The organism is Curtobacterium sp. MCSS17_007 (assembly GCF_003234175.2).
GTDB lineage: Bacteria > Actinomycetota > Actinomycetes > Actinomycetales > Microbacteriaceae > Curtobacterium.
On the sequence record NZ_CP126257.1, the window covers coordinates 3025215 to 3049285 of the forward strand.

23 protein-coding genes are annotated in these 24071 nt (G+C 70.8%); 4 read left to right on the forward strand and 19 right to left on the reverse strand.

The genetic code is table 11. The annotated features are described in order from the left end of the window. Positions 1-206: 206 nt before the first annotated feature. Genes guaA through DEJ22_RS14345 form a run of 5 tightly spaced genes read right to left on the reverse strand, consistent with a single transcriptional unit; the run spans position 207 to position 5080 of the window. Complete coding sequence (gene guaA, locus DEJ22_RS14325; protein ID WP_111228193.1) at positions 207-1802, reverse strand: glutamine-hydrolyzing GMP synthase; 1596 nt, start codon at positions 1800-1802, stop codon at positions 207-209. Beyond that, positions 1799-2245, reverse strand: a complete 447-nt coding sequence (locus tag DEJ22_RS14330; protein WP_111228289.1) for a DUF3817 domain-containing protein — start codon at positions 2243-2245, stop codon at positions 1799-1801. The genes guaA and DEJ22_RS14330 overlap by 4 nt, the downstream gene beginning before the upstream one ends. A 10-nt stretch (positions 2246-2255) precedes the next feature. Further along, a complete protein-coding gene (locus tag DEJ22_RS14335) occupies positions 2256-3035 on the reverse strand; it encodes an SURF1 family cytochrome oxidase biogenesis protein (RefSeq protein WP_111228192.1) in 780 nt (259 codons plus the stop codon). 5 nt (positions 3036-3040) lie between these two features. Then, positions 3041-4546 (reverse strand): cation:proton antiporter, encoded by a 1506-nt coding sequence (locus DEJ22_RS14340; RefSeq protein ID WP_111228191.1) that lies wholly within the window; start codon positions 4544-4546, stop codon positions 3041-3043. Between the two features lie 3 nt (positions 4547-4549). Continuing rightward, positions 4550-5080: a cation:proton antiporter regulatory subunit gene (locus DEJ22_RS14345; protein WP_058728934.1), complete on the reverse strand. Its 531-nt coding sequence runs from the start codon at positions 5078-5080 to the stop codon at positions 4550-4552. Between the two features lie 74 nt (positions 5081-5154). Here DEJ22_RS14345 and DEJ22_RS14350 point away from each other — a divergent pair, with 74 nt between their 5' ends. Continuing rightward, a complete protein-coding gene (locus tag DEJ22_RS14350; protein WP_111228190.1) occupies positions 5155-5673 on the forward strand; it encodes a hypothetical protein in 519 nt (172 codons plus the stop codon). Between the two features lie 112 nt (positions 5674-5785). On the opposite strand, the gene DEJ22_RS14355 is transcribed toward DEJ22_RS14350, so the two are convergent. From DEJ22_RS14355 to DEJ22_RS14385, 7 genes are all read right to left on the reverse strand, one after another. Next, positions 5786-7732 carry a glycerol-3-phosphate dehydrogenase/oxidase gene (locus DEJ22_RS14355; protein WP_258379723.1) on the reverse strand — a complete coding sequence of 649 codons (1947 nt, stop codon included), beginning with the start codon at positions 7730-7732 and terminating at the stop codon, positions 5786-5788. 91 nt (positions 7733-7823) lie between these two features. Beyond that, positions 7824-8945 (reverse strand): GuaB3 family IMP dehydrogenase-related protein, encoded by a 1122-nt coding sequence (locus tag DEJ22_RS14360; RefSeq protein ID WP_111228189.1) that lies wholly within the window; start codon positions 8943-8945, stop codon positions 7824-7826. A gap of 76 nt (positions 8946-9021) precedes the next feature. Further along, a complete protein-coding gene (locus DEJ22_RS14365; RefSeq protein ID WP_146241810.1) occupies positions 9022-9237 on the reverse strand; it encodes a hypothetical protein in 216 nt (71 codons plus the stop codon). Between the two features lie 206 nt (positions 9238-9443). Further along, complete coding sequence (locus DEJ22_RS14370; protein ID WP_111227435.1) at positions 9444-10253, reverse strand: ABC transporter ATP-binding protein; 810 nt, start codon at positions 10251-10253, stop codon at positions 9444-9446. Further along, positions 10250-11164 carry an ABC transporter ATP-binding protein gene (locus DEJ22_RS14375; RefSeq protein WP_111227434.1) on the reverse strand — a complete coding sequence of 305 codons (915 nt, stop codon included), beginning with the start codon at positions 11162-11164 and terminating at the stop codon, positions 10250-10252. Before DEJ22_RS14375 ends, DEJ22_RS14370 begins: the two co-directional genes overlap by 4 nt. Next, entirely contained in the window at positions 11157-12143 is a 987-nt protein-coding gene (locus tag DEJ22_RS14380; RefSeq protein ID WP_058727582.1) for a branched-chain amino acid ABC transporter permease, read from the reverse strand. Before DEJ22_RS14380 ends, DEJ22_RS14375 begins: the two co-directional genes overlap by 8 nt. A gap of 12 nt (positions 12144-12155) precedes the next feature. Then, positions 12156-13574, reverse strand: coding sequence for a branched-chain amino acid ABC transporter permease (locus DEJ22_RS14385; protein ID WP_258379638.1), 1419 nt, complete (start codon positions 13572-13574; stop codon positions 12156-12158). Between the two features lie 305 nt (positions 13575-13879). Between DEJ22_RS14385 and guaB the strand changes: the two genes are divergently transcribed. Continuing rightward, positions 13880-15382 (forward strand): IMP dehydrogenase, encoded by a 1503-nt coding sequence (gene guaB, locus DEJ22_RS14390; protein WP_111227432.1) that lies wholly within the window; start codon positions 13880-13882, stop codon positions 15380-15382. Between the two features lie 193 nt (positions 15383-15575). On the opposite strand, the gene DEJ22_RS14395 is transcribed toward guaB, so the two are convergent. Beyond that, entirely contained in the window at positions 15576-16394 is an 819-nt protein-coding gene (locus tag DEJ22_RS14395; RefSeq protein ID WP_111227431.1) for an SDR family oxidoreductase, read from the reverse strand. A 334-nt stretch (positions 16395-16728) separates the two neighbouring features. Here DEJ22_RS14395 and DEJ22_RS14400 point away from each other — a divergent pair, with 334 nt between their 5' ends. Continuing rightward, positions 16729-18063: an ABC transporter substrate-binding protein gene (locus tag DEJ22_RS14400; protein WP_111227430.1), complete on the forward strand. Its 1335-nt coding sequence runs from the start codon at positions 16729-16731 to the stop codon at positions 18061-18063. Between the two features lie 100 nt (positions 18064-18163). On the opposite strand, the gene rarD is transcribed toward DEJ22_RS14400, so the two are convergent. Together rarD and groES are read right to left on the reverse strand one after the other, a co-directional pair. Beyond that, positions 18164-19126: an EamA family transporter RarD gene (rarD, locus tag DEJ22_RS14405; protein ID WP_111227429.1), complete on the reverse strand. Its 963-nt coding sequence runs from the start codon at positions 19124-19126 to the stop codon at positions 18164-18166. A 159-nt stretch (positions 19127-19285) separates the two neighbouring features. Then, positions 19286-19582 carry a co-chaperone GroES gene (gene groES / locus DEJ22_RS14410; RefSeq protein WP_056121496.1) on the reverse strand — a complete coding sequence of 99 codons (297 nt, stop codon included), beginning with the start codon at positions 19580-19582 and terminating at the stop codon, positions 19286-19288. A 159-nt stretch (positions 19583-19741) separates the two neighbouring features. Between groES and DEJ22_RS14415 the strand changes: the two genes are divergently transcribed. Next, positions 19742-20944, forward strand: a complete 1203-nt coding sequence (locus DEJ22_RS14415; protein WP_111227428.1) for a class I SAM-dependent methyltransferase — start codon at positions 19742-19744, stop codon at positions 20942-20944. 102 nt (positions 20945-21046) lie between these two features. On the opposite strand, the gene DEJ22_RS14420 is transcribed toward DEJ22_RS14415, so the two are convergent. The 4 genes from DEJ22_RS14420 to tsaB form a co-directional block, all read right to left on the reverse strand. Continuing rightward, positions 21047-21763, reverse strand: a complete 717-nt coding sequence (locus DEJ22_RS14420) for a DUF4190 domain-containing protein (protein ID WP_181430842.1) — start codon at positions 21761-21763, stop codon at positions 21047-21049. A gap of 91 nt (positions 21764-21854) precedes the next feature. Further along, positions 21855-22910, reverse strand: coding sequence for a tRNA (adenosine(37)-N6)-threonylcarbamoyltransferase complex transferase subunit TsaD (tsaD, locus tag DEJ22_RS14425; protein ID WP_111227426.1), 1056 nt, complete (start codon positions 22908-22910; stop codon positions 21855-21857). Next, entirely contained in the window at positions 22897-23442 is a 546-nt protein-coding gene (gene rimI, locus DEJ22_RS14430) for a ribosomal protein S18-alanine N-acetyltransferase (protein WP_349775149.1), read from the reverse strand. The genes tsaD and rimI overlap by 14 nt, the downstream gene beginning before the upstream one ends. Further along, the gene (gene tsaB / locus DEJ22_RS14435) at positions 23439-24062 is read right to left on the reverse strand and encodes a tRNA (adenosine(37)-N6)-threonylcarbamoyltransferase complex dimerization subunit type 1 TsaB (protein WP_111227425.1); all 624 of its coding nucleotides are present in this window, start codon (positions 24060-24062) and stop codon (positions 23439-23441) included. The genes rimI and tsaB overlap by 4 nt, the downstream gene beginning before the upstream one ends. Between the last annotated feature and the right edge of the window lie 9 nt (positions 24063-24071).

Consider the following 24071-nt stretch of genomic DNA (forward strand, 5'->3'; position numbering starts at 1 on the left):
GGCACACGCCGGGGCCCTTCGTCGTCCCCGCCGCTCTCGTCGCACGACGTGCCGCTCACCTCCGGCGCGGACGGCACGTCGTGCGACCGGAACGCGCGCGGACGGCATGTCGTGCGACCGGGACGGCTGCCGGAGCCACCCGACCGCGGATGCGACGAGGGCCCGGCACGCTGTGCGTACCGGGCCCTCGTGGCGTGAGGGAGTGGCTACTCCCACTCGATCGTCCCCGGCGGCTTGCTCGTGACGTCGAGCACGACGCGGTTGACGTCGGGGACCTCGTTCGTGATGCGGTTCGAGATCTTCGCCAGGGTGTCGTACGGCAGGCGCGTCCAGTCGGCGGTCATGGCGTCCTCGGAGGAGACCGGACGGAGCACGATGGGGTGGCCGTAGGTGCGGCCGTCGCCCTGGACGCCGACGGAGCGGACATCGGCGAGCAGGACGACCGGGCACTGCCAGATCTCCTCGTCGAGGCCGGCCGCAGTGAGCTCCTCGCGCGCGATCTTGTCCGCCGCGCGGAGCAGCTCGAGGCGGTCCTTCGTGACCTCCCCGACGATCCGGATCCCGAGGCCCGGGCCGGGGAACGGCTGGCGTCCGACGATGACCTCGGGCAGCCCGAGCTCACGACCGACGGCACGGACCTCGTCCTTGAACAGGGTGCGCAGCGGCTCGACGAGCTCGAACGTCATGTCCTCGGGCAGACCGCCGACGTTGTGGTGCGACTTGATGTTCGCCGTGCCCGAGCCACCGCCGGACTCGACGACGTCCGGGTAGAGCGTGCCCTGCACGAGGAACTTGACCTCGCCGGAGTCGTCGTCCGACGCCGCTGCGTCCGCACGGGCCTCGAGCACCAGGGCCTCAGCCGCCGCCTCGAACGTGCGGATGAACTCGCGCCCGATGATCTTGCGCTTCTGCTCCGGATCACTGACGCCGGCGAGGGCGTCGAGGAACTGCTGCTCCGCGTCGACCGTGACCAGGCGGACACCGGTGGAGGCGACGTAGTCCTCTTCCACCTGCTTGCGCTCGTCGGCGCGCAGGAGCCCGTGGTCGACGAAGACGCAGGTGAGCTGGTCGCCGACGGCCTTGTGCACGAGGGCCGCGGCGACGGCGGAGTCGACACCGCCCGACAGGCCGGCGATGACCCGTGCGGACCCGACCTGCTCCTTGATGCGGGCGACCTGCTCCTCGATCACGTTCGCGGAGTTCCAGTCACCGGGCAGGTCCGCGGCACGGTGCAGGAAGTTCTCGAGCACGGCCTGGCCGTGCACGGAGTGCTTGACCTCGGGGTGCCACTGCACGCCGTAGAGCTTGCGCTCGTCGGACGCGAAGGCGGCGACCGGGGTCGAGGCGCTCGACGCGAGGACCTCGAAGCCCTCCGGCGCCTTCGCCACGGAGTCGCCGTGCGACATCCAGGTGACCTGGGACTCGGGCTGGTCGCCGAGCAGCACGCTGCCCGTACCGGAGACGGTCACGTCGGTGGCGCCGTACTCGCGGAGCCCCGTGTGCGCGACCTCGCCGCCGAGCGACTTGGCCATGGCCTGGAAGCCGTAGCAGATGCCGAGCACGGGGACACCGAGGTCGAGGATCTCGCCGTCGAGGGACGGGGCGCCGTCCTCGTACACGGACGAGGGGCCGCCGGAGAGCACGATGGCCGCCGGGTCCTTCTCGCGGATCTCGTCCGCCGTGATCGAGTGCGGGACGATCTCGCTGTAGACGTTCGCCTCACGCACGCGCCGTGCGATCAGCTGGGCGTACTGGGCGCCGAAGTCGACGACGAGGACGGGACGCTGTTCGGTCTCGCTCACCGAGCGGCCTCCTTCTCACGCTGCTGGGCAGCGGTCAGCTCGTGGTAGGTGTCCATGGCCTTCTTCTGCATGCGGTGCTCCACCACGAAGGACATGAACGGGATGATGCCGCCGAGGGCGATGAGCAGGAAGCGGGTCGGCCTCCAGCGCATGATGCTCCACAGACGGAAGTCGGTGAAGAGGTAGAGCACGTAGAGCCAGCCGTGCGCGATGAGGATCGCGATCGACAGGTTGAACGTGCCCGGGGCTTCGCCGGCCGTGCCGTTCGGCACGAAGAACGGGCCGTTGCCGAGCTGCATCTCGAGCTGCAACGGTGTGTACTTGATGATGACCTCGATCACCAGGGCCAGCAGCAGCACACCGGTGATGTACGCCGAGACCCGGTACCACTTGACGGCTCCCGGGATCTTGGGGATGTCACGGGTGCGGACGGTCAAGGCCATGCGGTCCATCCTACCGTCGGTCCGCGAGGGCCCCGTCGACGCTGAGCGCGGCCTCACGCCGCTCCTCTTCCTCGCGCTCCCAGGCGTCCTTCACGAACCGGTACCAGAGGAACACGGCGAACCCGGCGAAGACGACCCACTCGATCGCGTAGAACAGGTTGAGCCAGTCGAACTGGACCTCGCGCGTCGGAGCACGGTCGGCGATGGTGCCGAGGTCGGCCGCCTTCGCGGTGGTGCCGTCGGCGACGACGTACCCGATGTACATCCGGTCGTCGAAGGCCTGCCACGTGTTCACCAGCCGAGCCGGGGCGACCGCGGAGAACTCGCCCCTGGTGTAGGCGTCCTGGTCCGGCGACTCGGCCGGGTAGTACCGGCCCTCGACGGTCACCTCGTCGCCGTCGGCCAGGCGCTCCCCGCCCGCCTCGGCGTCCCGTCGCTGGTCGGACCAGCCGATCACGACCGGGAGGCTCGCACCGGTGTCCGTGTCGACCAGGTGGCCGACCGCCTGGTAGGTCCCGCCACCCGACCGACCGGTCAGCAGCGTGGTGTCCCCGGCGACGAACGTGCCGGTGACGGTGACCTTCTGCCCGGCGATGGTCTCGGACGCCGCACGCCCCGGTTCGGTGACGTCGTCGAGCGCCCTGCGGGTCTCCGTCGTCGCCGGCAGCGGCTTGCCGTTCGCGATGCTGCGCTCGAGCTGCCACTTCCCCAGCCCGGCGAACACCCCCGCGAGCACGAGCGCCAGCAGGAGCAGCGCGATCCACCTCGGTCGTCGGGCTACGGCCCACATCTGTATCAGTACTCCGGATCGCGCTGGCGGGCCGGGCGCTTCGGGCGCTCGGCGGGGATCTCGATCGACGACGTCACGGGTTCGCTCGTCGTCGGCTCGGACGATCCATTGTCGCGCTCTTCCCTGCCCGCAGCCTCCACGAGGGCGAACTCCTCCGCGAACTGCCGGTCGCGCTCGGCACGGCGGGCGGCTGCGGCCGCGTCCTGGTCGGCGACGGCGGCCTCGGCGGCGGTGTCGATCGCCTCGTCGAGCGCGGGACCCGCCGGGACGGCGCCACCGGCACCGCCCTGACCAGTACCGCCACGACCCAGCCGCGCGCGCAGGCGCTGGCGCAGCCGCGCCACGCGGGCGGGGCGCACCACGAGGCGGCCGATGCGGTCCGAGTTCACGGCGAGCAGCGGCCCCAGGACGGCCATGACGAGGACGTAGAGGCCCGCGAAGGCGGTGATCCGTGCCTCCAGACCGGCGGCCGCCGACAGCGTCGCGAGGATGAGCGCGAACTCGCCGCGGTTCACCAGGATCACCGCGGTGTTGATGCCCTGCTGGACGTTGAAGCCGTTCATCCGCGCGACGAGCTGCCCGGCGACGGCGTTCAGCACGATCGTCATGCCGATCGCGCCGAGCACCGGCCAGAGCACCTCGCCGAAGGTCGACAGGTCGAGACCGAGGCCGAAGTTGACGAAGAAGAACGCCGCGAAGACGTCGCGCATCGGGAGCGCGAGCTGCTCGATGCGGTCCCGGTAGCGGGTCGCGCCGCAGAGCAGACCGATGACGAACGCGCCGATGGCGTCGGTCACGCCGAGCAGGTCACCGATGCCGCCGAACATCACCGCGAGTCCGAAGAACAGCACGGTGAACAGCTCGTCGTCACGGGTGGCGAAGATCTTCGACACCCACTTGCCGGCGAACCGGGCGAGGGTGAACATCACGACGAGGAACCCGAACGCGAGCGCGAGCTTGCCGACCACGGCCCACAGGTTCGTGTCGCCGGAGAGCACGACGGAGACGATCGCGAGGTAGATGGCGATGAAGACGTCCTCGATGACGGTGACGCCGAGGATCATCGGGGTCTCGTCGTTCGCCAGGCGTCGCAGCTCGATGAGCAGCTTCGTGACGATCGCGCTCGACGACGTGGCCGTCATGCCCGCGATGATCAGGGCTTCCCGTGTGCCCCACCCGAGCGAGAACCCGAAGGCGAAGCCGACGCCCATGTTGATGGCGACGTAGGTGCCGCCGGAGACCAGGAGCTTGCCGGCGTTGCCGTAGAACTCCTCCTGGTCGAACTCCAACCCGAGGTTGAAGAGCAGGAGGATGAGTCCGAACGTCGCGATGAGCTCGATCGTGTGGGACTCGACGTTGAGGCCGATCCACGGGGTGTGCGGGCTCGCGATGAGCCCGACCACCATGTAGATCGGGATGGCGGGCAGGCCGATGGTCTTGCCCAGGCGCCCGAGCACGTAGGCGATGACGAAGAGCACACCGATGGTGAGCAGCTCGCCGCCGAGGTGCACGGGTCAGCTCCCGGGCGGCGCCTCGGCGGCAGCCGCCGCCAGCTGTCCGCTGCGGTAGAAGGAGAACGCCTTGGCGACCTTCTCGGGAGCGCCGGCGACGACGATGGTGTCGCCGGGGAACACGACGAAGTCCGGCGAGGGAGCGGGGTTGGCGCTGTCGCCGCGGACGACCGCGACGACGGTCAGGCCGATGAAGCCCGAGTCGTGCAGGTCGCCGAGGGGCTTGCCGGCGATGGCGTCCTCGTAGTCGACGCTGAACCAGTCGATCGACAGGCCGGGGATCTCGTCGAGCTTGTCGAGGCCCTCGGTGATCCGGGTGCCGCCGAGCAGTTCGGCGAGGGTGTGCGCCTCGTCCTCGCTCAGGCGGAGCGAGACCTTCTCGGACTTGTCCGCGCCGTCGGAGACGTCCGCGAACGAGATGAGGTCGGAGTGTCCCGACCGGTGCGTGATGACACCGCACTTGCCACCGTCGTCGGTGTAGAAGCTGTGCAGCACGCCGACTCCGGGGAGTTTGACGCGATGGACGTCGACCATGATGGCTCCCTTGGTGAGTACCCCGATGATAACCACCGGGTCGCCCCGACCATTCCGCACGCTACGGTCGTGCCATGGGGAGCACACGGGGGGCCGTCCGCATCGTCGTCGCCGTCGTCGGGGTGGTGGTGGTCGCGGCGTACGCGGCGTTGATCGCCGTCAACGCCCTCGTGCTCGACCCGCTCGCGGCCGTACCCGGGGCGACCCTGCCGCAGATCCACGCCCGCGTCGACGCTGCGGGGACGTCCGTCGCCGGCGACGTCCGCGGCGTCGTCGTGGTGGCGGCCGTCGGCGTGGTGCTGGCACTCGCCGCGTCGATCGTCGGGCTCGCGGCACGGCTGCCCGCGACGGTGGTCGCGGTGATGCACCTCGGCGTCCTCGCCGCGGGCGCGCTCGCGACGTTCCAGTCGGGCTTCTGGCTCGGCACGGACGTCGCCGACACGTTCCCGACGCACGGCGGCGCGCACACGATCTGGTCCGGCGTGCTGTACATGACCAGCCTGGCCGCCCTCGTCGCGATCCCGGTGGTCCTGTTCGTCGCGACGGTCCGGACCCGCAACACGCAACGTCGGCGGCGGCTCGCAGCGGAGTAGCGCTGGGCGCACCGCCGACGTTGCGTTCCGCGGGAGACGTGGGGACAGGCGGACGGGAGGCGCGTGGCGGGGTCGCCACGCCCCTCCCGTCCGGTGGGCCGTCCGGTGGGACCTACCTCGGTTCGCTCGTCTTCTCGCCCTCGACCTGCTCGTCGGTCGCCTTGGCGCCGTCGGCGCCGCTCGATCGGCCACCGCCGACGACGACGTCGTCCTCGTCGAAGCCGAACGCGATGTCCGGCGCCTCGAGGCGCACGCGGTCCGCCGACTCGTCGTCGGGCTGCAGCTGCGACTCGCGTTCGGCGGCGACGCGCTTGAGGTAGTTCGCCACCTCGTGCTCGGTCGTCTCCTGGTCCCAGCCGAGCACGCCCGCCATGAGCTTCGCGGCGACGGGCGCTGCGGACTCGCCGCGGTCCCACGCCTCGATCGAGATGCGGGTGCGGCGGGCGAGGACGTCCTCCAGGTGCAGGGCTCCCTCGTGCGATGCCGCGTACACGACCTCGGCGCCGATGTAGTCGTCGGCCTGCGGCAGCGGCTCGGCGAGCGACGGGTCCTGCTGCACGAGCTGCAGCACCTCGGTCGCCTGCGTGCCGTAGCGGTTGAGCAGGTGCTCGATCCGGACCTTGTGGACGCCGAACTGCCGTGCCGTGCGGCCGCGGCGGTTCCAGGCGGCCGGGTACCCCTCGGCACCGACCAACGGGATGTCCTCGGTGGTCGACGCCGGGATCTTGCCGTCCATCGCGGCGACGGCCTCGTCGATGGCGTCCTTGCCCATGACCCGGTAGGTCGTCCACTTGCCACCGGCGACCACCACCAGGCCCGGGGCCGTGTGCGCGACGACGTGCTCACGGCTGAGCTGCGAGGTCTGGTCCGACTCGCCCGCGAGCAGCGGTCGGAGGCCGGCGTAGACGCCCTCGACGTCCTCGCGGGTGAGCGGCACGGCAAGCACCTTGTTGACGTGCTCGAGGATGTAGTCGATGTCCGCCGCGGTCGCCGCCGGGTGCGCCTTGTCGAGGTTCCAGTCGGTGTCCGTCGTGCCGACGAGCCAGTGCCGGCCCCACGGGATCACGAAGAGGACGCTCTTCTCGGTGCGGAGGATCATGCCCGTGTTCGACTGGAAGCGGTCGCGCGGGATGACCAGGTGCACGCCCTTCGACGCCCGCACCTTGAACTGCCCGCGGGTGCCGACCATCGCCTGGGTGTCGTCGGTCCAGACGCCGGTGGCGTTGACGACCTGCTTTGCTCGGATGTCGAACTTCTCGCCGGTCTGGATGTCGTGCGCGTGCGCGCCGACGACCCGCTCCCCCACCTTGATGAAGCCCTCGATGCGGACGCGGCTCGCGGCGACCGCGCCGTACGAGGCCGCGGTGCGCACGAGCGAGGCGACGTAGCGGGCGTCGTCGACCTGCGCGTCGTAGTACGTCATGCCGCCGACGAAGGCGTCCTTCTTCAGCCCGGGCATGTTCTTGAGGACCTGCTTGCGGCTGAGGTGCCGGTGGTGCGGGACCCCGGGCGGGCGGCCGCCGGACCAGCTGAAGACGTCGTACATCGCCATGCCGATGCCGATGTAGAAGCGCTCCCACACGCGGTGGTTGAGCGGGTAGAGGAAGCGGACGGGCTTCACCAGGTGCGGGGCGATGCGCTGCAGCAGCAGGCCGCGCTCGATGAGGGCCTCGCGGACGAGGGCGAAGTTCAGCTGCTCGAGGTAACGGATGCCGCCGTGCACGAGCTTCGACGAACGGCTGGACGTGCCGGAACCCCAGTCGCGGGCCTCGACGATCCCGACGCTCAGGCCGCGGGTGACGGCGTCGAGCGCGCTGCCGCCGCCGACGATGCCGCCGCCGACGACCAGGACGTCGAGTTCCTTCGTCTTCAGCGTCTCGATCGCCGCCGCGCGCTCCTCCGGTCCGAGCTTCGCGGACGGGTCGAAGCCGACGCCGCCGGTCGTCGGCGTGCGCGGGCTGCTCGCCGCGTCGTTCTCCGTCGCGTCGGTGCTGGTCTGCGTGGTCGCGTCCGCGGGGGCCTCGCCCGTCGAACCGCTGCTGCTGGGTGCCTTGGCCATCATCGCCTCCGTGCGGGTTGCGCGCGCGGAGCCGGCCTCCGCGCACGGGCGGCACCGAGGCGTCACCCGTGCGGGAGCACGGGTGCCACCGTCACTGCTGGTGGTACGGCGCCACGACCACTTCTACTCGCTGGAACTCCTTGACGTCGGAGTACCCGGTCGTCGCCATGGAACGACGGAGCGCGCCGACGAGGTTCGCGCGGCCGTCCCACGACGGGGTCGGGCCGTTGAGCACGTTCTCGAGCGGGGCGATCTGTCCGACCTCGACACGGCGGCCACGGGGCAGCTCCGGGTGGTGCGCCTCGGCACCCCAGTGGAACCCACCGCCGGGCGCCTCGGTCGCGCGGGCCAGGGCGGTGCCGAGCATGACCGCGTCGGCGCCGACGGCGATCGCCTTGACGATGTCGCCGGCGGTGTCCAGGCCGCCGTCGGCGATGACGTGCACGTAGCGACCGCCCGACTCGTCCATGTAGTCACGGCGCGCACCGGCGACGTCCGCCACCGCGGTCGCCATCGGCGCGTGGATGCCGAGCGCCGCACGGGTCGTCGAGGCAGCGCCACCACCGAAGCCCACGAGGACGCCCGCGGCCCCGGTGCGCATGAGGTGCAGCGCCGACGTGTACGTCGAGGCACCGCCCACGATCACCGGGACGTCGAGCTCGTAGATGAACTTCTTGAGGTTGAGCGGCTCCTGGTTCTGGGAGACGTGCTCCGCCGAGACCGTCGTACCGCGGATGACGAACAGGTCGACTCCGGCGTCGACGACCGTCTGCGAGAACTCCTGGGTGCGCTGCGGGCTGAGCGAGCCTGCGACCGGCACCCCGGCGGCACGGATCTCGGCCAGGCGCGCGGTGATCAGCTCGGCCTTGACCGGCTCGGAGTAGATCTCCTGCATGCGCTTCGTGACGTTGCCGTCCGTGAGGGTCTTGATCTCCTCGTAGAACGGCGTCGGGTCCTCGTACCGGGTCCACAGCCCCTCGAGGTCGAGGACACCGAGCATGCCGAGCTTGCCCATCTGGATGACCGTCGCGGGCGAGGCGACGGAGTCCATCGGCGCGGAGAGGATCGGCGACGCGAAGGTGAACGCGTCGATCGACCACTGCACGCTCACGTCGTGCGGGTCGCGGGTGCGCCGCGAGGGGACCACCGCGATGTCGTCGAACGCGTAGGCCCGACGGCCGCGCTTGCCTGCACCGATCTCGACTTCAGTCACCGGGCAAGCCTAGCGGGCGGGGTCCCGGAGTGGGACGGGTGGACGGTGCAGCGGAGCAGTCGCTGCAGGGACGGTGTCAGCGGGGGTGCCGGGAGCGGGGGTGCCGGGTGCCGGGACGCCGCGCGCGTCGCTTCCGCAGCGCCCGCAGGACGAGCCCGAGCAGGAGCGCCAGCACGATCAGCACCACGAGGAGTGCGGCGGCGACCTTCACCAGCAGCGCGGCGCCGACGAAGAGCACGGCGAAGACGAGCCAGACGAGGGTGTCGAGCACGAGGGGGCCGGGGGTGCGCACGCGCGCCACGCTAGTCGACGGGCGGGGGTGGGTCGTGCCTCCCGGCCGGGGCGGGTGCGCGCGCGACGCGAGACGCCGGCGTCTCGGCGCGACGACCGCGCCGCTCTCCGGCGTGAGGACGGGGCCGCGCGGCGCATCAGCAGCCTGCGCGGCCCCGTCGGGGTGCGGGTACCACCCCCACAGCAGTACCCGCGGGCCGACCTCGCTCAGCGAGCGGAGTCGACGTCCTTGGCGAGCGTCCCCAGGTAGAGCTCGATGACCTTCGGGTCGTCGGCGAGCTCACGCCCGGTGCCCGAGTACGCGTTCCTCCCCTGGTCGAGCACGTACCCACGATCGCAGATCTGCAGACAGCGTCGCGCGTTCTGCTCGACCATGATGATCGACACCCCGGCCTTGTTGATCCGGCGCGTGCGGATGAAGGTCTCGTCCTGTCGCACCGGCGACAGCCCCGCGGAGGGCTCGTCGAGCAGCAGCACCTTCGGGTCCATCATCAGCGCGCGGGCCATCGCCACCGACTGCCGCTCACCACCGGACAGGGAGCCGGCGCGCTGGTTGCGCCGCTGCCCGAGCACCGGGAACAGGTCGTAGATGACCTCGAGCCGCTCGGCGAACTTCTTCGGGCGCAGGTACAGGCCCATCTGCAGGTTCTCCTCGATCGAGAGCGAGGGGAACACGTTGTTCGTCTGCGGCACGAAGCCGACGCCGGCCTGCACGAGCTTGTTCGCCTTGAGGTTCGTGATGTCCTCGCCCTGCAGGGACACCGAGCCCTCGCGGATCGAGACCAGGCCGAACAGCGCCTTGAGGAGCGTCGACTTGCCGGCGCCGTTCGGGCCGATGATGCCGATGAGCTCGCCCGGGTAGCAGTCGAGGTCGCAGCCGTTGAGGATGTTCACGCCGGGCAGGTACCCGGCGACCAGGTTCTTCGCGGTGAGGACGGGCTCGACGGTGGCCGTCGTCGCGCTCGTCGCCGGACCGGAGGCGCGACTCGACTCCGCTGCGTTCGTTGCGTCGGTCATCGGGTCGCCTCCTGCTCGTCCTGCTTGCGGTGGTCGTCCGCCGCTTCTTCTTCCGCAACCTCTTCGGCCAGCTCCTCGTAGGTCTCCTCGGTGAGGAGCGAGTCGTCGCCCAGGTCGGTGTCGTGGTGCGCACCGAGGTACGCGTCGATGACGGCGCGGTCGTCCATCACCGTGTCGGCCGGGCCCTCGGCAACGACCTTGCCCTCGGCCATCACGACGACCCAGTCCGAGATGTGCCGGACCATGTGCATGTCGTGCTCGACGAAGAGCACGGTCATGCCGTCGTCGCGCAGGGACTGGATGTGCCCGAGCAGTGACTGGGTGAGCGCGGGGTTCACACCGGCCATCGGCTCGTCGAGCATGATCATCGTCGGGTCGGACATGAGCGCACGGGCCATCTCGAGGAGCTTCCGCTGACCGCCCGAGAGCGAACCGGCGTAGTCGTCCTTCTTCTCGAGGAGCTTGAAGCGCGCGAGCAGGTCCTCGGCCTTCGCGGTGATCTCGCGCTCGCGCTTCCGCCAGAGCGCCGGGACCAGGCCGACGAAGAAGTTCTCGCCCGGCTGGTCGCGGGCACCGAGCAGCATGTTCTGCATCACGGTGAGGCGGCTCAGCGCCTTCGTCAGCTGGAACGTGCGGACCATGCCCTTGTTCGCGATGTGCGTCGCACTCGTCTTCTGCAGCGTGTCGCCGTTGAAGCGGGTCGTCGCACCGGGGCTCGGCTTGTCGAAGCCGGTCAGCAGGTTGAAGAACGTCGTCTTGCCGGCGCCGTTCGGACCGATGAGCGCGGTGATGGTGCCGCGCTGCACCTCGAGGTGGTCGACGTCGACCGCGGTCATGCCGCCGAAGTGCCGGGTGACGCCGTCGACGGTCAGGATCGGGTCGGACTTCGTGTGGGTGTAGGTCTCAGACACTGAACGACAGCTCCTTCTTGTTGCCCAGGAGTCCCTGTGGCCGGAACACGATGAGGAGCATGAGCGCGACGCCGACGAGCACGTAGGAGAACTGCTCCGCCTGCTGCGCGTTCATGATCGAGTCGGGGATGAAGTCCCCGGCGAGGGTGCGGACGAAGAGCCGCACGACGAAGAACAGGATCGCTCCGAGCACCGGGCCGAACACGGTCGCTGCGCCGCCGAGGATCAGCGCGGTCCAGATGAAGAACGTCATCGAGCGGCCCATGGCGTCGGGCTGCACGGAACTCGGCAGCACGTAGATGACCCCGGCGAGCGCACCGAGCGCACCACCGAAGACGAGCGCCTGCATCTTGTACGAGTAGACGTTCTTGCCGAGGGAGCGCACGGCGTCCTCGTCCTCGCGGATCGCCTTCACCACGCGACCCCACGGGCTGCGCATGAGCAGGAAGAGCACGAGGGTGAAGAGCGCCACGAGACCCCAGGCGGCGATGCGGATCCACCAGCCGTTGACCCCGTTGTTCGAGTAGGTGAACCACAGGATGCTCGTGGTGCCGTCGGGCAGCGGGCTGAGGGCGTTGAACGGGTCGCGGTAGGCCGACCCGGCGATGCCGTTCGAGCCTCCCGTGGTGGTCGTCAGCAGGCTGGAGCGGCCGACCATGCGGATGATCTCGGCACCGGAGATCGTCACGATCGCCAGGTAGTCCCCGCGCAACCGCAGGGTCGGGATGCCGAGGATGACCGCGAAGACGATCGCGACCGCCAGGGCGACGAGCACCGCCATGACGAAGGGCAGGCCGTTCGTGATCGAGATCGCGAAGCCGTAGGCACCGAGCAGCAGGAACGCTGCCTGGCCCATGTTGATCAGTCCGGTCAGACCGAAGTGCACGTTGAGGCCGATCGCGGCCAGGGCGAACGCCGCCGTGGTGGGGGCGAGGGCCTCCTGCGTCAGCGAGGACAGCAGGTTCAGGATGTAGTCCATGTCGGTGCTCCCTTAGCCGATGCGCTCGGCGCGACCGAAGATGCCCTGCGGCCGGAACAGCAGGATGAGGATGAGGATCACGAGGGCCGTGGCGTACTTGAAGTCACCCGGCAGCACGAGGTTCGTGAGCTCGACGACGATGCCGATGATCATCGAGCCGACGAGGGCGCCGTACGCGGTGCCGAGACCGCCGAGCGTCACGGACGCGAACATGAGCAGCAGCAGCTGGAGACCGGTCTGCCAGTTCACGCCGTTGAGCACCAGGCCGAGCATGACGCCGGAGAGGCCAGCGAGGCCGGCGGCGAGCGTCCACACGAAGCGGATGACCCGGTCGACGTCGATGCCGGACGCCGCGGCGAGCGCCGGGTTGTCCGACACGGCGCGGGTGGCACGGCCGAAGCGGGTCTTGGCGAGGAACAGGCCGGTACCGACGAGCACCACGAGCGCGATGGCCATGGCGACGTAGGACTGCACGGTCAGCGTGAGCCCGGCGAAGGTCACCGTCTCGGGGTTGCCCTGCTGGATGCGGACGGTCGAGGCGCCGAAGAAGTACTGGAAGGCGTACTGCGCGGCGATCGACAGACCGATCGTGACGATCATGAGCTGGGTGAGGCTGATCCGACGCCGTCGCAGTGGCCGCCAGATCGCGGCGTCCTGCAGGTACCCGGTCGCCGCACACAGCAGCGTGACGACGATGCCGGTCACCCAGATGTTCCACCCGAGCTGGTTCGCGAAGACGTAGGCGAGGAGACCGCCGAGGGTCACCTGCTCGCCGTGCGAGAAGCTCGACAGGCCGGTGGTGCCGTAGATGAGCGACAGGCCGACCGAGGCGAGGGCGATGAGGAGCCCGAGCCGGATGCCGGACGCGAGCTGCTGCCAAGCGCGTGCGGCGCTGACGCTGCTCGAGTCGTCGGCGGTGGTGGCGCCCTGCTGGTCGGACAGCTGGAAGATCTGGCCGACGTTGGCGTTCAGCGTCGCGTTCACCTTGCGCTCGGCGTCGGCGGCGTTGGTCAGGTACTGCCCCTTCGGCAGCGAGTCCTGGTCGACGCTGACGGTGTACTGCCCGGCCGTGGTGACCGAGACGGACCAGCGACCGGTGTCGTCGGTGGTGGCCGTCTGCTCGAAGCCGCCGGCTCCGGCGACGTCGACGTCGATCCCCGCGGCGGGCTTCCGCTCGGAGTCGAGGATCGTGCCGCGGATGCAGCCGTTCGTCGGGCTGACCACGCACGGACCGGTGGCCTCGGACGGGCTGCTGCTGGCGGAGGGACTGCTCGTCGCCGCCTGGGCCGAGGGCGACACTGCCCAGTCGACCGCGAAGGTGGCGAGGAAAGCGAGGAAGAGTACTGCGGCGAGGACCAGGCGGTTGCGACCTGGTGCCCCACGGCGGAATCGGCGCATGAGCGCTGACCCCGGCGGAGTGATGGAACCCACGGATGAGCCTCTCGTTCGGATGTCGAGACCCTAGGCATTTTTTGTGTCCCCCGTGTTTCCATCACGTCTCCTGCACAAATCGTGCTGCTTTCGTGACCGACACCCGGCCGATCCGCATGGATCCGCCCGTCCGGCCGGTACAGGACGCTCAGGAACGTCATCGGGAGTGACTGTCAGCATCCGCCCAGGTCCCGACGTCGGGGGACGCCGGAATGGCGCGCGTGTCGCGCGCGTTACCATGGCCCATCGGGAACCCGACGACGTGCCCCGGTGCCACCACTTCACCTCGCCCACGAAGGGGACCCATGGACCAGCCGGATCCGTTCGGATTCATCGGACTCACGTACGACGACGTCATGCTCCTGCCGGGGCACACCGACGTCATCCCGAGCGAGGCGTCCACGACGTCCCGGCTCACCAAGAACATCGAGGTGCACGTCCCGCTGCTGTCCGCGGCGATGGACACCGTGACCGAGGCCCGGATGGCGATCGCCATGGCCCGCCAGGGCGGCATCGGCATCCTGCACCGCAACATGTCGATCGAGGACCAGGCCGCCTACGTCGACAAGGTCAAGCGCTCCGAGTCGGGCATGATCACGAACCCGGTCACGACCACCCCGGACGCCACCGTCGCCGACGTCGACGCCGTCTGCGGGCAGTTCCGCGTCTCCGGCCTGCCGGTCGTCGAGTCGGACGGCACCCTGGTCGGCATCATCACGAACCGGGACATGCGCTTCGTCGCCCCGTTCGAGATGGCGACCACGCTCGTGCGCGACGTCATGACCAAGGCACCGCTCGTGACCGCGCGCGAGGGCATCGACCCCGAGGAAGCCGTCGCGATCTTCGCGCAGCACAAGATCGAGAAGCTCCCACTGGTCGACGCCGACGGCAAGCTCCGCGGGCTCATCACCGTCAAGGACTTCGACAAGAGCGAGAAGTACCCGGACGCCACGAAGGACGACGAGGGCCGCCTGCGCGTCGGCGCCGCCATCGGCTTCTTCGGCGACGCCTGGCAGCGTGCCGAGGCCCTGCGCGACGCGGGCGTCGACGTGCTCGTCGTCGACACCGCGAACGGCGAGAGCGAGGGCGTGCTCGACATGGTCCGCCGCCTCAAGGCAGACCCGTCGTTCGCCGGCATCGACGTCATCGGCGGCAACGTCGCCACCCGCCAGGGTGCGCAGGCGCTCGTCGACGCCGGTGTGGACGCCGTCAAGGTCGGTGTCGGCCCGGGGTCGATCTGCACCACGCGCGTCGTCGCCGGTGTCGGCGTCCCGCAGGTGACCGCCGTGTACGAGGCATCGCTCGCCGCGCGTGAGGCCGGTGTGCCCGTCATCGCCGACGGCGGCCTGCAGTACTCGGGCGACATCGCGAAGGCCCTGGTCGCCGGTGCGGACACCGTCATGCTCGGGTCCCTCCTCGCGGGCACCGACGAGTCCCCGGGCGACCTGGTCTTCGTCGGCGGGAAGCAGTACAAGGCGTACCGCGGGATGGGCTCCCTCGGCGCACTGCAGACCCGTGGCGAGAAGACCTCCTACTCGAAGGACCGCTACTTCCAGGCCGACGTCCCCTCGGACGAGAAGCTCATCCCCGAGGGCATCGAGGGCCAGGTGCCCTACCGCGGCTCGGTCGCGAACGCCGTGTACCAGCTCGTCGGCGGGCTGCGGCAGTCGATGTTCTACGTCGGTGGCCGCACGGTCCCGGAGCTCAAGGCCCGCGGCAAGTTCGTCCGCATCACCGCGGCCGGGCTGAAGGAGTCGCACCCGCACGACATCAAGATGGTCGTCGAGGCGCCGAACTACCGCGGCTGACCCGCCCGGTCTCCGCGCCTTCCGCACGCCCCGTCCGCGAGACGCCTCCGTTGCGTCGAGACCGCCGAATCCGGCGGCGTCTCGAAGCTTCGGGGGCGTCTCGCCGCTTTCGGGGCGTCTCGAGCCGACGGCGGCGTCTCGGGCCGACGGCGACGGCGGCGGCGACTCGGCAGCGAAAGCCGCCGCCCGCGGCCTAGGCGCTCCGCCAGTCGTCGGACGTGATGTGGCTGCCGCCGTGCGGGCCCATCTGGAGCATCCCGCCGTCGACGGGCAGGGACACCCCGGTGATGTACGACGACGCGGGTGAGGCCAGGAACGCCACCGCCGCGGCGATCTCCCACGCGTTGCCCGGTCGGCCGAGGGGCACCCCCGGGCGGGAGATCGTGTGCGGGTCCTCGTCCTCGGCTCCGGTCATGCGGGTCGCGATCTCCCCCGGCGCCACGGCGTTGGCGGTGATGCCGTGCTCCGCGAGCTCGATCGCGACCGTCTTGAGCAGTCCGCCGAGTCCGTGCTTCGCCGCGTCGTACGCGCTCGACCCGTACCGGGGCTGGTGCTCGTGGACGCTGGTGATGCCGATGATCCGTCCACCGGTGCCCTGCCGCACCATGTGCCGCGCAGCCGCCTGGAGGGTGACGAACGCTCCGTCGAGGTCGGTCGCGACCGTGTGGCGCCACTGGTCGAGCGTGATGTCGAGGAACGGTGCGTTGTCGCCCGTGCCGGCATCCGCGACGATCACGTCGACGCCGCCGAGCTGTCCGACGAGCCGGTCGATCACGGCGCCGGCCTGGTCGAGCTGCGTCACGTCGATCTGCTCGACGAAGGCCTGCCGCCCGGCCTGCCGGATCTCGGCGGCCGTCTCCTCCGCACGCTCGGGCTCGGACAGGTAGGTGATGCCGACGTCCATCCCCGCGGCGGCGAGCGCCACCGCGGTGGCCTTGCCGATGCCGGACTCGGCCCCGGTGACGATCGCGCGGGTCGGACGGAACGTGGTCGTGGAAGCTTCTTCGCTCATGAGCCGGACCGTACGCGCGGCTGCCGCTGCGCTCCCCCGGGTCCGCGCCCCCTGCACAGAACGGCCTGGACGAGCACCACGCGGGAGCGCTCCAGCCCCTCACGGTCCGCCTGTGCGAGTCCCGGCGAGCCCGACGACCGTCCGGACGGACTCCTCATCAGGGGTTCCCGTGCGCCCCCTCAGTTTCGTCACGGGTGTGTAACGAAACGTCCAGGTGCCGATCTCGGACACACAGGCGAAACACTTCGGCCCTAGTTTTCTCGGCAACCCACGTGGAGGAGACCGCGCTCGACCCGATGCGGTTGGGCCTCCGCGCAGAGAAAGGGCTCCACGGATGACCAGAACCACCCGTGCCACCACGGCACTGGCAGTGGCGGGAGCGGCAGCGCTCCTCCTCGCCGCGTGTTCCACCAGCGGCAGCGCCGAATCCACCTCCTCCGCCTCCGCCGGCGGCGCGAAGAAGGACCCGGCGGCGAGCTGCAAGGCCCCCGACACCCCGGGCACCGACGCGCTGAAGATCGGCACGATCCTCCCGCTCACGGGCACGCTGTCGTACCTCAACCCGCCCGCCGAGTCCGGCGTCGGCCTCGCGGTCGAGGACATCAACTCGGCCGGTGGCGTGCTCGACAAGGACGTCAGCATCGACCCCGCGACCGACTCGGGTGACAGCAACGACATGACCGTGTCGAGCTCGGCCGCGACGAAGCTCGTCAACGCCAAGGTGCCGGTCGTGATCGGCGCCGAGTCGTCCAGCGTCACGCTGAACGTCATCGACCAGCTGACGAGCAACTGCATCGTGCAGATCTCGCCGGCGAACACCGCGACCGACCTGTCCGGCTACTCCTCGCACTACTTCCGGACCGCTCCGCCGGACTCGGTGCAGGGTTCGGCCCTCGGTCAGCTCGTCACGGGTGACGGCAACGCCAAGGTCGCGTTCCTGGTATTCAACGACACCTACGGCACGGGTCTCCGCGACACCGTGCAGAAGGCGATCGAGGACTCGGGCGGCCAGGTCGTCTACGGCGGCAAGGGCAAGGGCCAGGAGTTCCCGCCCGGACAGACGACGTTCTCGTCCGAGGTGACGGCTGCCCTCGCGGCGAAGCCGGACGCCATCGTGGTGCTCGCCTTCGACGAGACGAAGTCGATCATCCCCGAGCTCAAGTCGCAGAACGCCGACATGTCGAAGATCTACATGTCCGACGGCAACACCGCGGACTACTCGAAGGACTTCGACCCGGGCACGCTCGAGGGCGCGCAGGGCACCATCCCCGGTGCGAGCCCGAAGGACGAGCTGAAGCAGCGCCTGTCCGACTTCTACAAGCAGTCGTCGGGCAAGGAGCTCGCCGACTACTCGTACGCGGCGGAGTCCTACGATGCCACGACCCTCGCCGCGCTGGCCGCGGTGAAGGGCAAGGGCACCGACTCGGGCACCATCCAGGCCAACATGGCCGCGGTGTCCGGTGCGGACGGCGGCACCAAGTGCGAGACGTTCAAGGCGTGCAAGGACCTGCTCGACAAGGGTGAGGACATCCAGTACACCGGCCCGTCCGGCATCGGTCCGTTCGACAGCAAGAACGACCCGTCGAGCGCCTACATCGGCATCTACAAGTTCGACGGCGACAACAAGCCCGCGTACCAGAGCGCCATCCAGGGCTCGGTCTCGAAGTAACACCTCCGCGAAAGCGACAGTCCCCCGCCGAACTTCGGTGGGGGACTGTCGCTTTCGCGTACCAGTCGGCGAGCCGGACGGGAGGCGCGGCCCGCCCTCGTCAGGCCGGCTCGGCTGCCGTGGACGGGAGCGTCCGACGCCGCGCGGCACGGGACGCGGCGAAGCTGTCGACCGTCAGGACCACGAGCGCGACCCAGACGATCCCGAACCCGACCCACCGCGCGGGCGGCATCGCCTCGTGCTGCACGACGACCCCGACGAGCAGCTGCATCACCGGCGCCAGGTACTGGGTCAGCCCGAGCGTCGACAGCGACACCCGCCGGGCCGACGACGCGAAGAGCAGCAGCGGGACGGCGGTCGCGGGCCCGGTGAGCACGGTGACCAGGGCGTGCGGCCACCCCTCGCTCGTGAAGGTCACCCCGCCGCCGAGGCCCGTGACCCCGAGCACGACGAGTGCCCCGACGGCGATCGGCAGCAGCCAGACGGTCTCGATCGTGAGCCCGCTCAGCGCGTCCACGGTGCCGCCGACGCGCTTCTTCACGAGCCCGTACAGGCCGAACGAGAACGCCAGGGCGAGCGAGATCCACGGCACCTGCCCGTAGCCGACCGCGATGACCACGACCGCGACGACGCTGATGCCGACCGCCGCCCACTGCGCCGCCCGGAGCCGCTCGCGGAGCACGACGACGCCGAGCGCGATCGTGACGAGCGGGTTGATGAAGTAGCCGAGCGCGGCCTCGACCGTGTGGCCCGTCGTCGTGGCGGCGACGTACACGGTCCAGTTCACCAGGATGAGCACGGCCGCGAGCCCCATCACGAGCATCACCCGGCGCTGGGCGATGAGGGAACGGGTGCGGAGCCAGGAGCGCGTGACGAGGATCGCCACCGCGCAGAAGACCAGGCCGAAGACGATCCGCCAGGCGACGATCTCGAACGCGCCGGCGGGGGCCATCGCCGCGAAGAGCAGGGGCATGAGGCCCCAGAGCCCGTACGCAACGATCGCCTGCACGACGCCGACGGAAGCCTCGCTGCGTGCCGGACGGGCCGGCGTCGGTTCAGTCACGGAACCATCCTAGGAACCCGGGCCGACGCTGCGGGCGGGCACCGAGCCTCCAGGCCGACCCACGCGCCGAACGAGTGACCGGTGCCGTCGCGGACCCCGGACGCACGAACGCCCCGCCGGCTGCGGGCCGGACGGGGCGTTCGTCGAGGAGTACTGGTCTCAGTGCTCGATGACCGCGAGGACGTCGCGCGCCGAGAGGACGAGCAGGTCCTCACCGGAGTACTTCACCTCGGTGCCGCCGTACTTCGAGTAGATGACCTTGTCGCCGACGGCGACGTCGAGCGGGACGCGGTTGCCGTTGTCGTCGATGCGACCCGGGCCCACGGCGACGACCTCGCCCTCCTGGGGCTTTTCCTTCGCGGTGTCCGGGATGACGAGACCGGAAGCGGTGGTCTGCTCCGCCTCGACCTGGCGGATGACGATGCGATCCTCGAGCGGCTTGATGGTGACGGCCACGGTGACCTCTTCTTTCTCGGTACTGACTCGGTACAGATGGGAACCGGTTGGCACTACGCACAGGAGAGTGCCAACGCCAACTCTAGGGACAGTCTGGCACTCGGTCAATCCGAGTGCCAGCACGTGTCGGGGTCCACGGCGACCTGGGAGGATCGTCGGGTGGAAGCCGCCGACCTCGCCCAGTTGCTGACCCCCGAGGGGATGGCCCTGCTCGACCGTACCCCCGGCGTCTCGGACGGGGGCGAGATCGTCCGGGTGGTCTCCCGGCTGCGCTCCGAGGGCCACGATCCCGGGCTCGTCGCCGCCGTGCTCACCCAGGCGAAGCTGCGGCAGAAGGCCCGCGCGAAGTTCGGGGACTTCGCCGCGCGGATGCTCTTCACCGAGGCCGGGCTCGAGCAGGCCACCCGGCTGCAGGTCGCCGCGCAGCACGCCGGACGCTTCGCGGCAGCGGGGCTCCGACGGGTCGCCGACCTCGGCTGCGGGATCGGAGGCGACGCCATGGCGATGGCCGCACTCGACCTCGACGTGACCGCCGTCGACCGCGACGAGGTGACCGCGGCGGTCGCGACGCACAACCTCGCGCTCTGGCCGAACGCCCGCGTGGAGCTCGGCGACGCGGCGACGTTCGACCTGTCCCGCGTCGACGGCGTGTGGATGGACCCGGCACGGCGGACGGCCGGGCACGCGAACACGAAGCGCCTGGCGGACCCGGACGACTGGTCGCCCTCGCTCGACACGGTGTTCGCCGCGGCGACGACGACCCCGACGGGCGTGAAGCTCGGGCCCGGCATCGACCGCGACCTCATCCCGGACACGCTCGAGGCCCAGTGGGTGTCCGTCGACCGCGAGGTCGTCGAGCTCGTCCTGTGGTCCGGACCGCTCGCCCGCGAGGGGGTCCGTCGCGCGGCGACGGTCATCGGCGCGCACGGGATCGCCGAGCTGACCGGGGCGGCCGACGCCGAGGACGTCGAGGTCGGGCCGATCGGCGCGTACCTCTACGAGCCCGACGGGGCCGTCATCCGCGCCCGCCTCATCGGTGACCTGGTGCGCTCGATGGACGGGCGCATGCTGTCCGAGGGGATCGCGTACGTCACGTCCGACCGCGCGCTGACGACACCGTTCGCGCAGGGGTTCCGGGTGCTCGACACCATGCCGCTCGACGTCAAGCAGCTCGCGGCCCGCCTGGCGGCGGAGGACGTCGGCACGGTGGAGATCAAGAAGCGCGGGGTCGACGTCGACCCGGCGCAGTTCCGGAAGCGGCTGCGGCTACGGGGGCGGCGATCGGTCACGCTCGTGCTCACCCGTCTGGAGGGACGGCACACCGCGGTCCTGTGCGAGCGGCTCACCGAGCTGGCCGGCTAGCGATCGGGGCGCGCAACCGTCCGCGCGGTCCCCGCGACTCCTCCGGACGGACGACAGGACCCCGCGGATTGTCCGCGGGGTCCTGTCGCTGTCGCCGATTGGTCAGCCGATGAAGGCGCCCGGGTCGTAGTCGTACGGGTCGGAGTAGCCGCCGGAGCTGCCCGCTGCGATGCCGAGGATCACGACGAGTCCCACGATGAGGATCCAGAGACCGGTCATGACCCATCCGCCGATGACACCCGCGAGGGCCAGCCCGCGCCCTCCCTCGCCGCTCTGCTTGATCTTGCCGAGGGCGATGTGCCCCATGATCGCGCCGGCCGGGCTCGTGAGGATGACGATCGGCCAGATGATGATGCCGGCGAAGGCGAAGACGATCGACAGGATCGCCAGGGTGTTCGTCTTCGGACGCTGCGCGTAGGGCTGGTACCCGCCCGTGGCGTACGGGGTGGCGTAGGGGTTGTGCCCCTGCTGCGGCGCGTACGGGTTGTGCTGGGGACCGCTGGCGGCGTACGGGTTGCCCTGCTGCTGACCGTACGGAGCGCCCTGGCCCGGCTGCGCGGAGGGGCCGCCCTGCGACGGCTGTCCGTACGGGCTGCCCTGCGACGACTGTGCGTACGGGCTGCCCTGCGACGGCTGTGCGTTCGGGGTGCCCTGCGGCTGCTGCCCGTACGAGCCACCCTGCGCGGCCTGCCCGTACGGGGTGCCCTGCGACGGCTGCCCACCGTGCGGCTGCTCGTCGCGCGACTGCCCGTCGTGCTGCTGCCCGTCGGCTGCGCCGTCGGACCCGCCCGGCTTCGGCCACTGGTTCTGATCGGACACCGTCCACCCCTCCCGGCACCCGGTCGGTCGGTCGGTGCCTGCTGAGCATCCTCCCACAGCGACCCGCAGCGGGTTCAGGCGCCCCGCGGTGTCAGACCTGGACGGTCGTGACCGGCAGCGTGGAGTCGGCCGCGATCCCGAGGTCGCTCGGCGCGCGCCCCTCGGCGACGAGCCGTGCCCCGACGGCGGCGATCATGGCGCCGTTGTCGGTGCAGAGGTCGAACGGCGGGATGCGCAGGGCCACCCCGGCGGCGGCGCAGCGTTCCTCGGCGACGGCCCGGAGCCGCGCGTTCGCGACCACCCCGCCACCGAGCAGCAGCCGGTCGACGCCGGTGTCCCGGCACGCGGCGAGCGCCTTGGTGAGCAGCACGTCGACGACGGCCTCACGGAACGATGCGGCGACGTCGGCGACCGGGACCTCGCGGCCCTCGTCGCGACACTTCTCGACCCACCGGGCGACCGCGGTCTTCAGCCCGGAGAACGAGAAGTCGTAGCGGTGCTGCGCCATGTCCTTCGGCAGCGTCAGCCCGCGGGGGAACCGGATCGCCGTCGGGTCGCCGTCCGCGGCGGCCCGGTCGATCTGCGGGCCGCCCGGGTACGGCAGGCCGAGCAACCGCGCGACCTTGTCGAACGCCTCGCCCGCGGCGTCGTCGATCGTCTCGCCGAGCAGCTCGACGTCGCCGACCAGGTCGCGCACGAGCAGCAGCGACGTGTGGCCACCGGACACGAGCAGCGCCACGGTCGGCAGCTCGATCGCGCTGCCGTCGGCACGCAGGACGTCCGCGCCGACGTGCCCGACCAGGTGGTTCACGCCGTACAGGGGCTTGCCGGTGGCGACCGCCAGGGCCTTCGCCGCTCCGACCCCGACCATGAGCGCGCCCGCCAGCCCGGGCCCGGCGGTCACGGCGACGGCGTCGAGTTCGTCGAGGGTGACCCCCGCACGGTCGAGGGCCTCGTGCAGCGTCGGGGTCATGGCCTCGAGGTGTGCCCGCGCGGCGACCTCGGGCACGACGCCGCCGTAGCGGGCGTGCTCGTCCATGCTCGACGCGATGACGTTGGCCAGCAGCGTGGTGCCGCGGACGATGCCGACGCCCGTCTCGTCACAGCTCGTCTCGATGCCGAGCACGAGGGGTTCAGCTGCGGTCATCGAGGGTCTCCTGTCCGATGGGGCCGGGTCCGGTCCGGGGCCCGGCGTCGAGGGCGTCGAGCTCCGTCCGCATCACCCACGCGTCGACGCCGTCCGGCTGGTAGTAGCGGGGCCGCACGGCGATCCGCTCGAACCCGAACGCGACGTACATCGCCTGCGCCACCGGGTTGTCGGCGCGCACCTCGAGGAACACCTCGTGCACGCCCCGACGTCGGGCCTCGTCGAGGAGCTCGCCGAAGAGCACCTTGCCGATGCCGTTCCCGCGCTGGTCGGCGGCGACGGCGATGGTCTGCACGTCGGCGACCGGGTTGCCCGCGAGCGACGAGAGTCCGGCGTACCCGACGACGGTCGGCGCACCGTCGTCCGTCGTCTCCACGACGACGTAGTACCCGTGCGGCGAGTACAGCTCCCCCGCCATCTGCGACGCCGACCACGCGTCGGTCGGGAAGGACACGTGCTCGAGCCACATGATGTCGTCGAGGTCCTGCGGCACCGCTCGCCGCAGCCGCAGGCCGTCGGGCAGGCCGCTCACCGGACGACCCGCTTCGGGGCCCCCGGCATCGTCACGTCGGGGTCGCGCAGGTAGAGCGGGGTGTCGTCGGCGAAGGGTGCGCCGGAGGCGAGCCGGTCCGCGGCGAGCGCCCCGAGCCTCCCGGCCGGGACGGTCGCGACCGTCACGCGCTCCCATGCGGATGCCTCCGGACGGGAGGCACGGATCGCCTCGTCCACGTCGGCCGGCTTCGCGAGTCCCGGGCCCGCCACCCGCGCGCCGGTCTCGTCGTACGCGCTCCAGTAGACCTCGCGGCGGCGGGCGTCCGTCAGGACGACCACCGGTCGCTGCTCCAGGTCCGCCGCGATCCCGTCGTGGCTCACGAGCGGCAGGAACGGGACGCCGCGCGCGGCCGCGAAGGTGCGGGCGGCGGCGATGCCCACGCGCAAGCCGGTGAACGGGCCGGGGCCCATGCCGGCGACCACGCCGGTGACGTCGGCGCCGGTGATGCCGGCCTCGGCGAGCACCTCGGCGAGGAACGGACCGACGACCTCGGCGTGGCGACGCGAGTCGTCGGTGCTGCGCTCGGCGACGGCGCGGCCGGTCGCCGGGTCGACGACGGCGACGGCGGTACCGGCGGACGTGTCGATGGCGAGGAGCACCCGTCCATC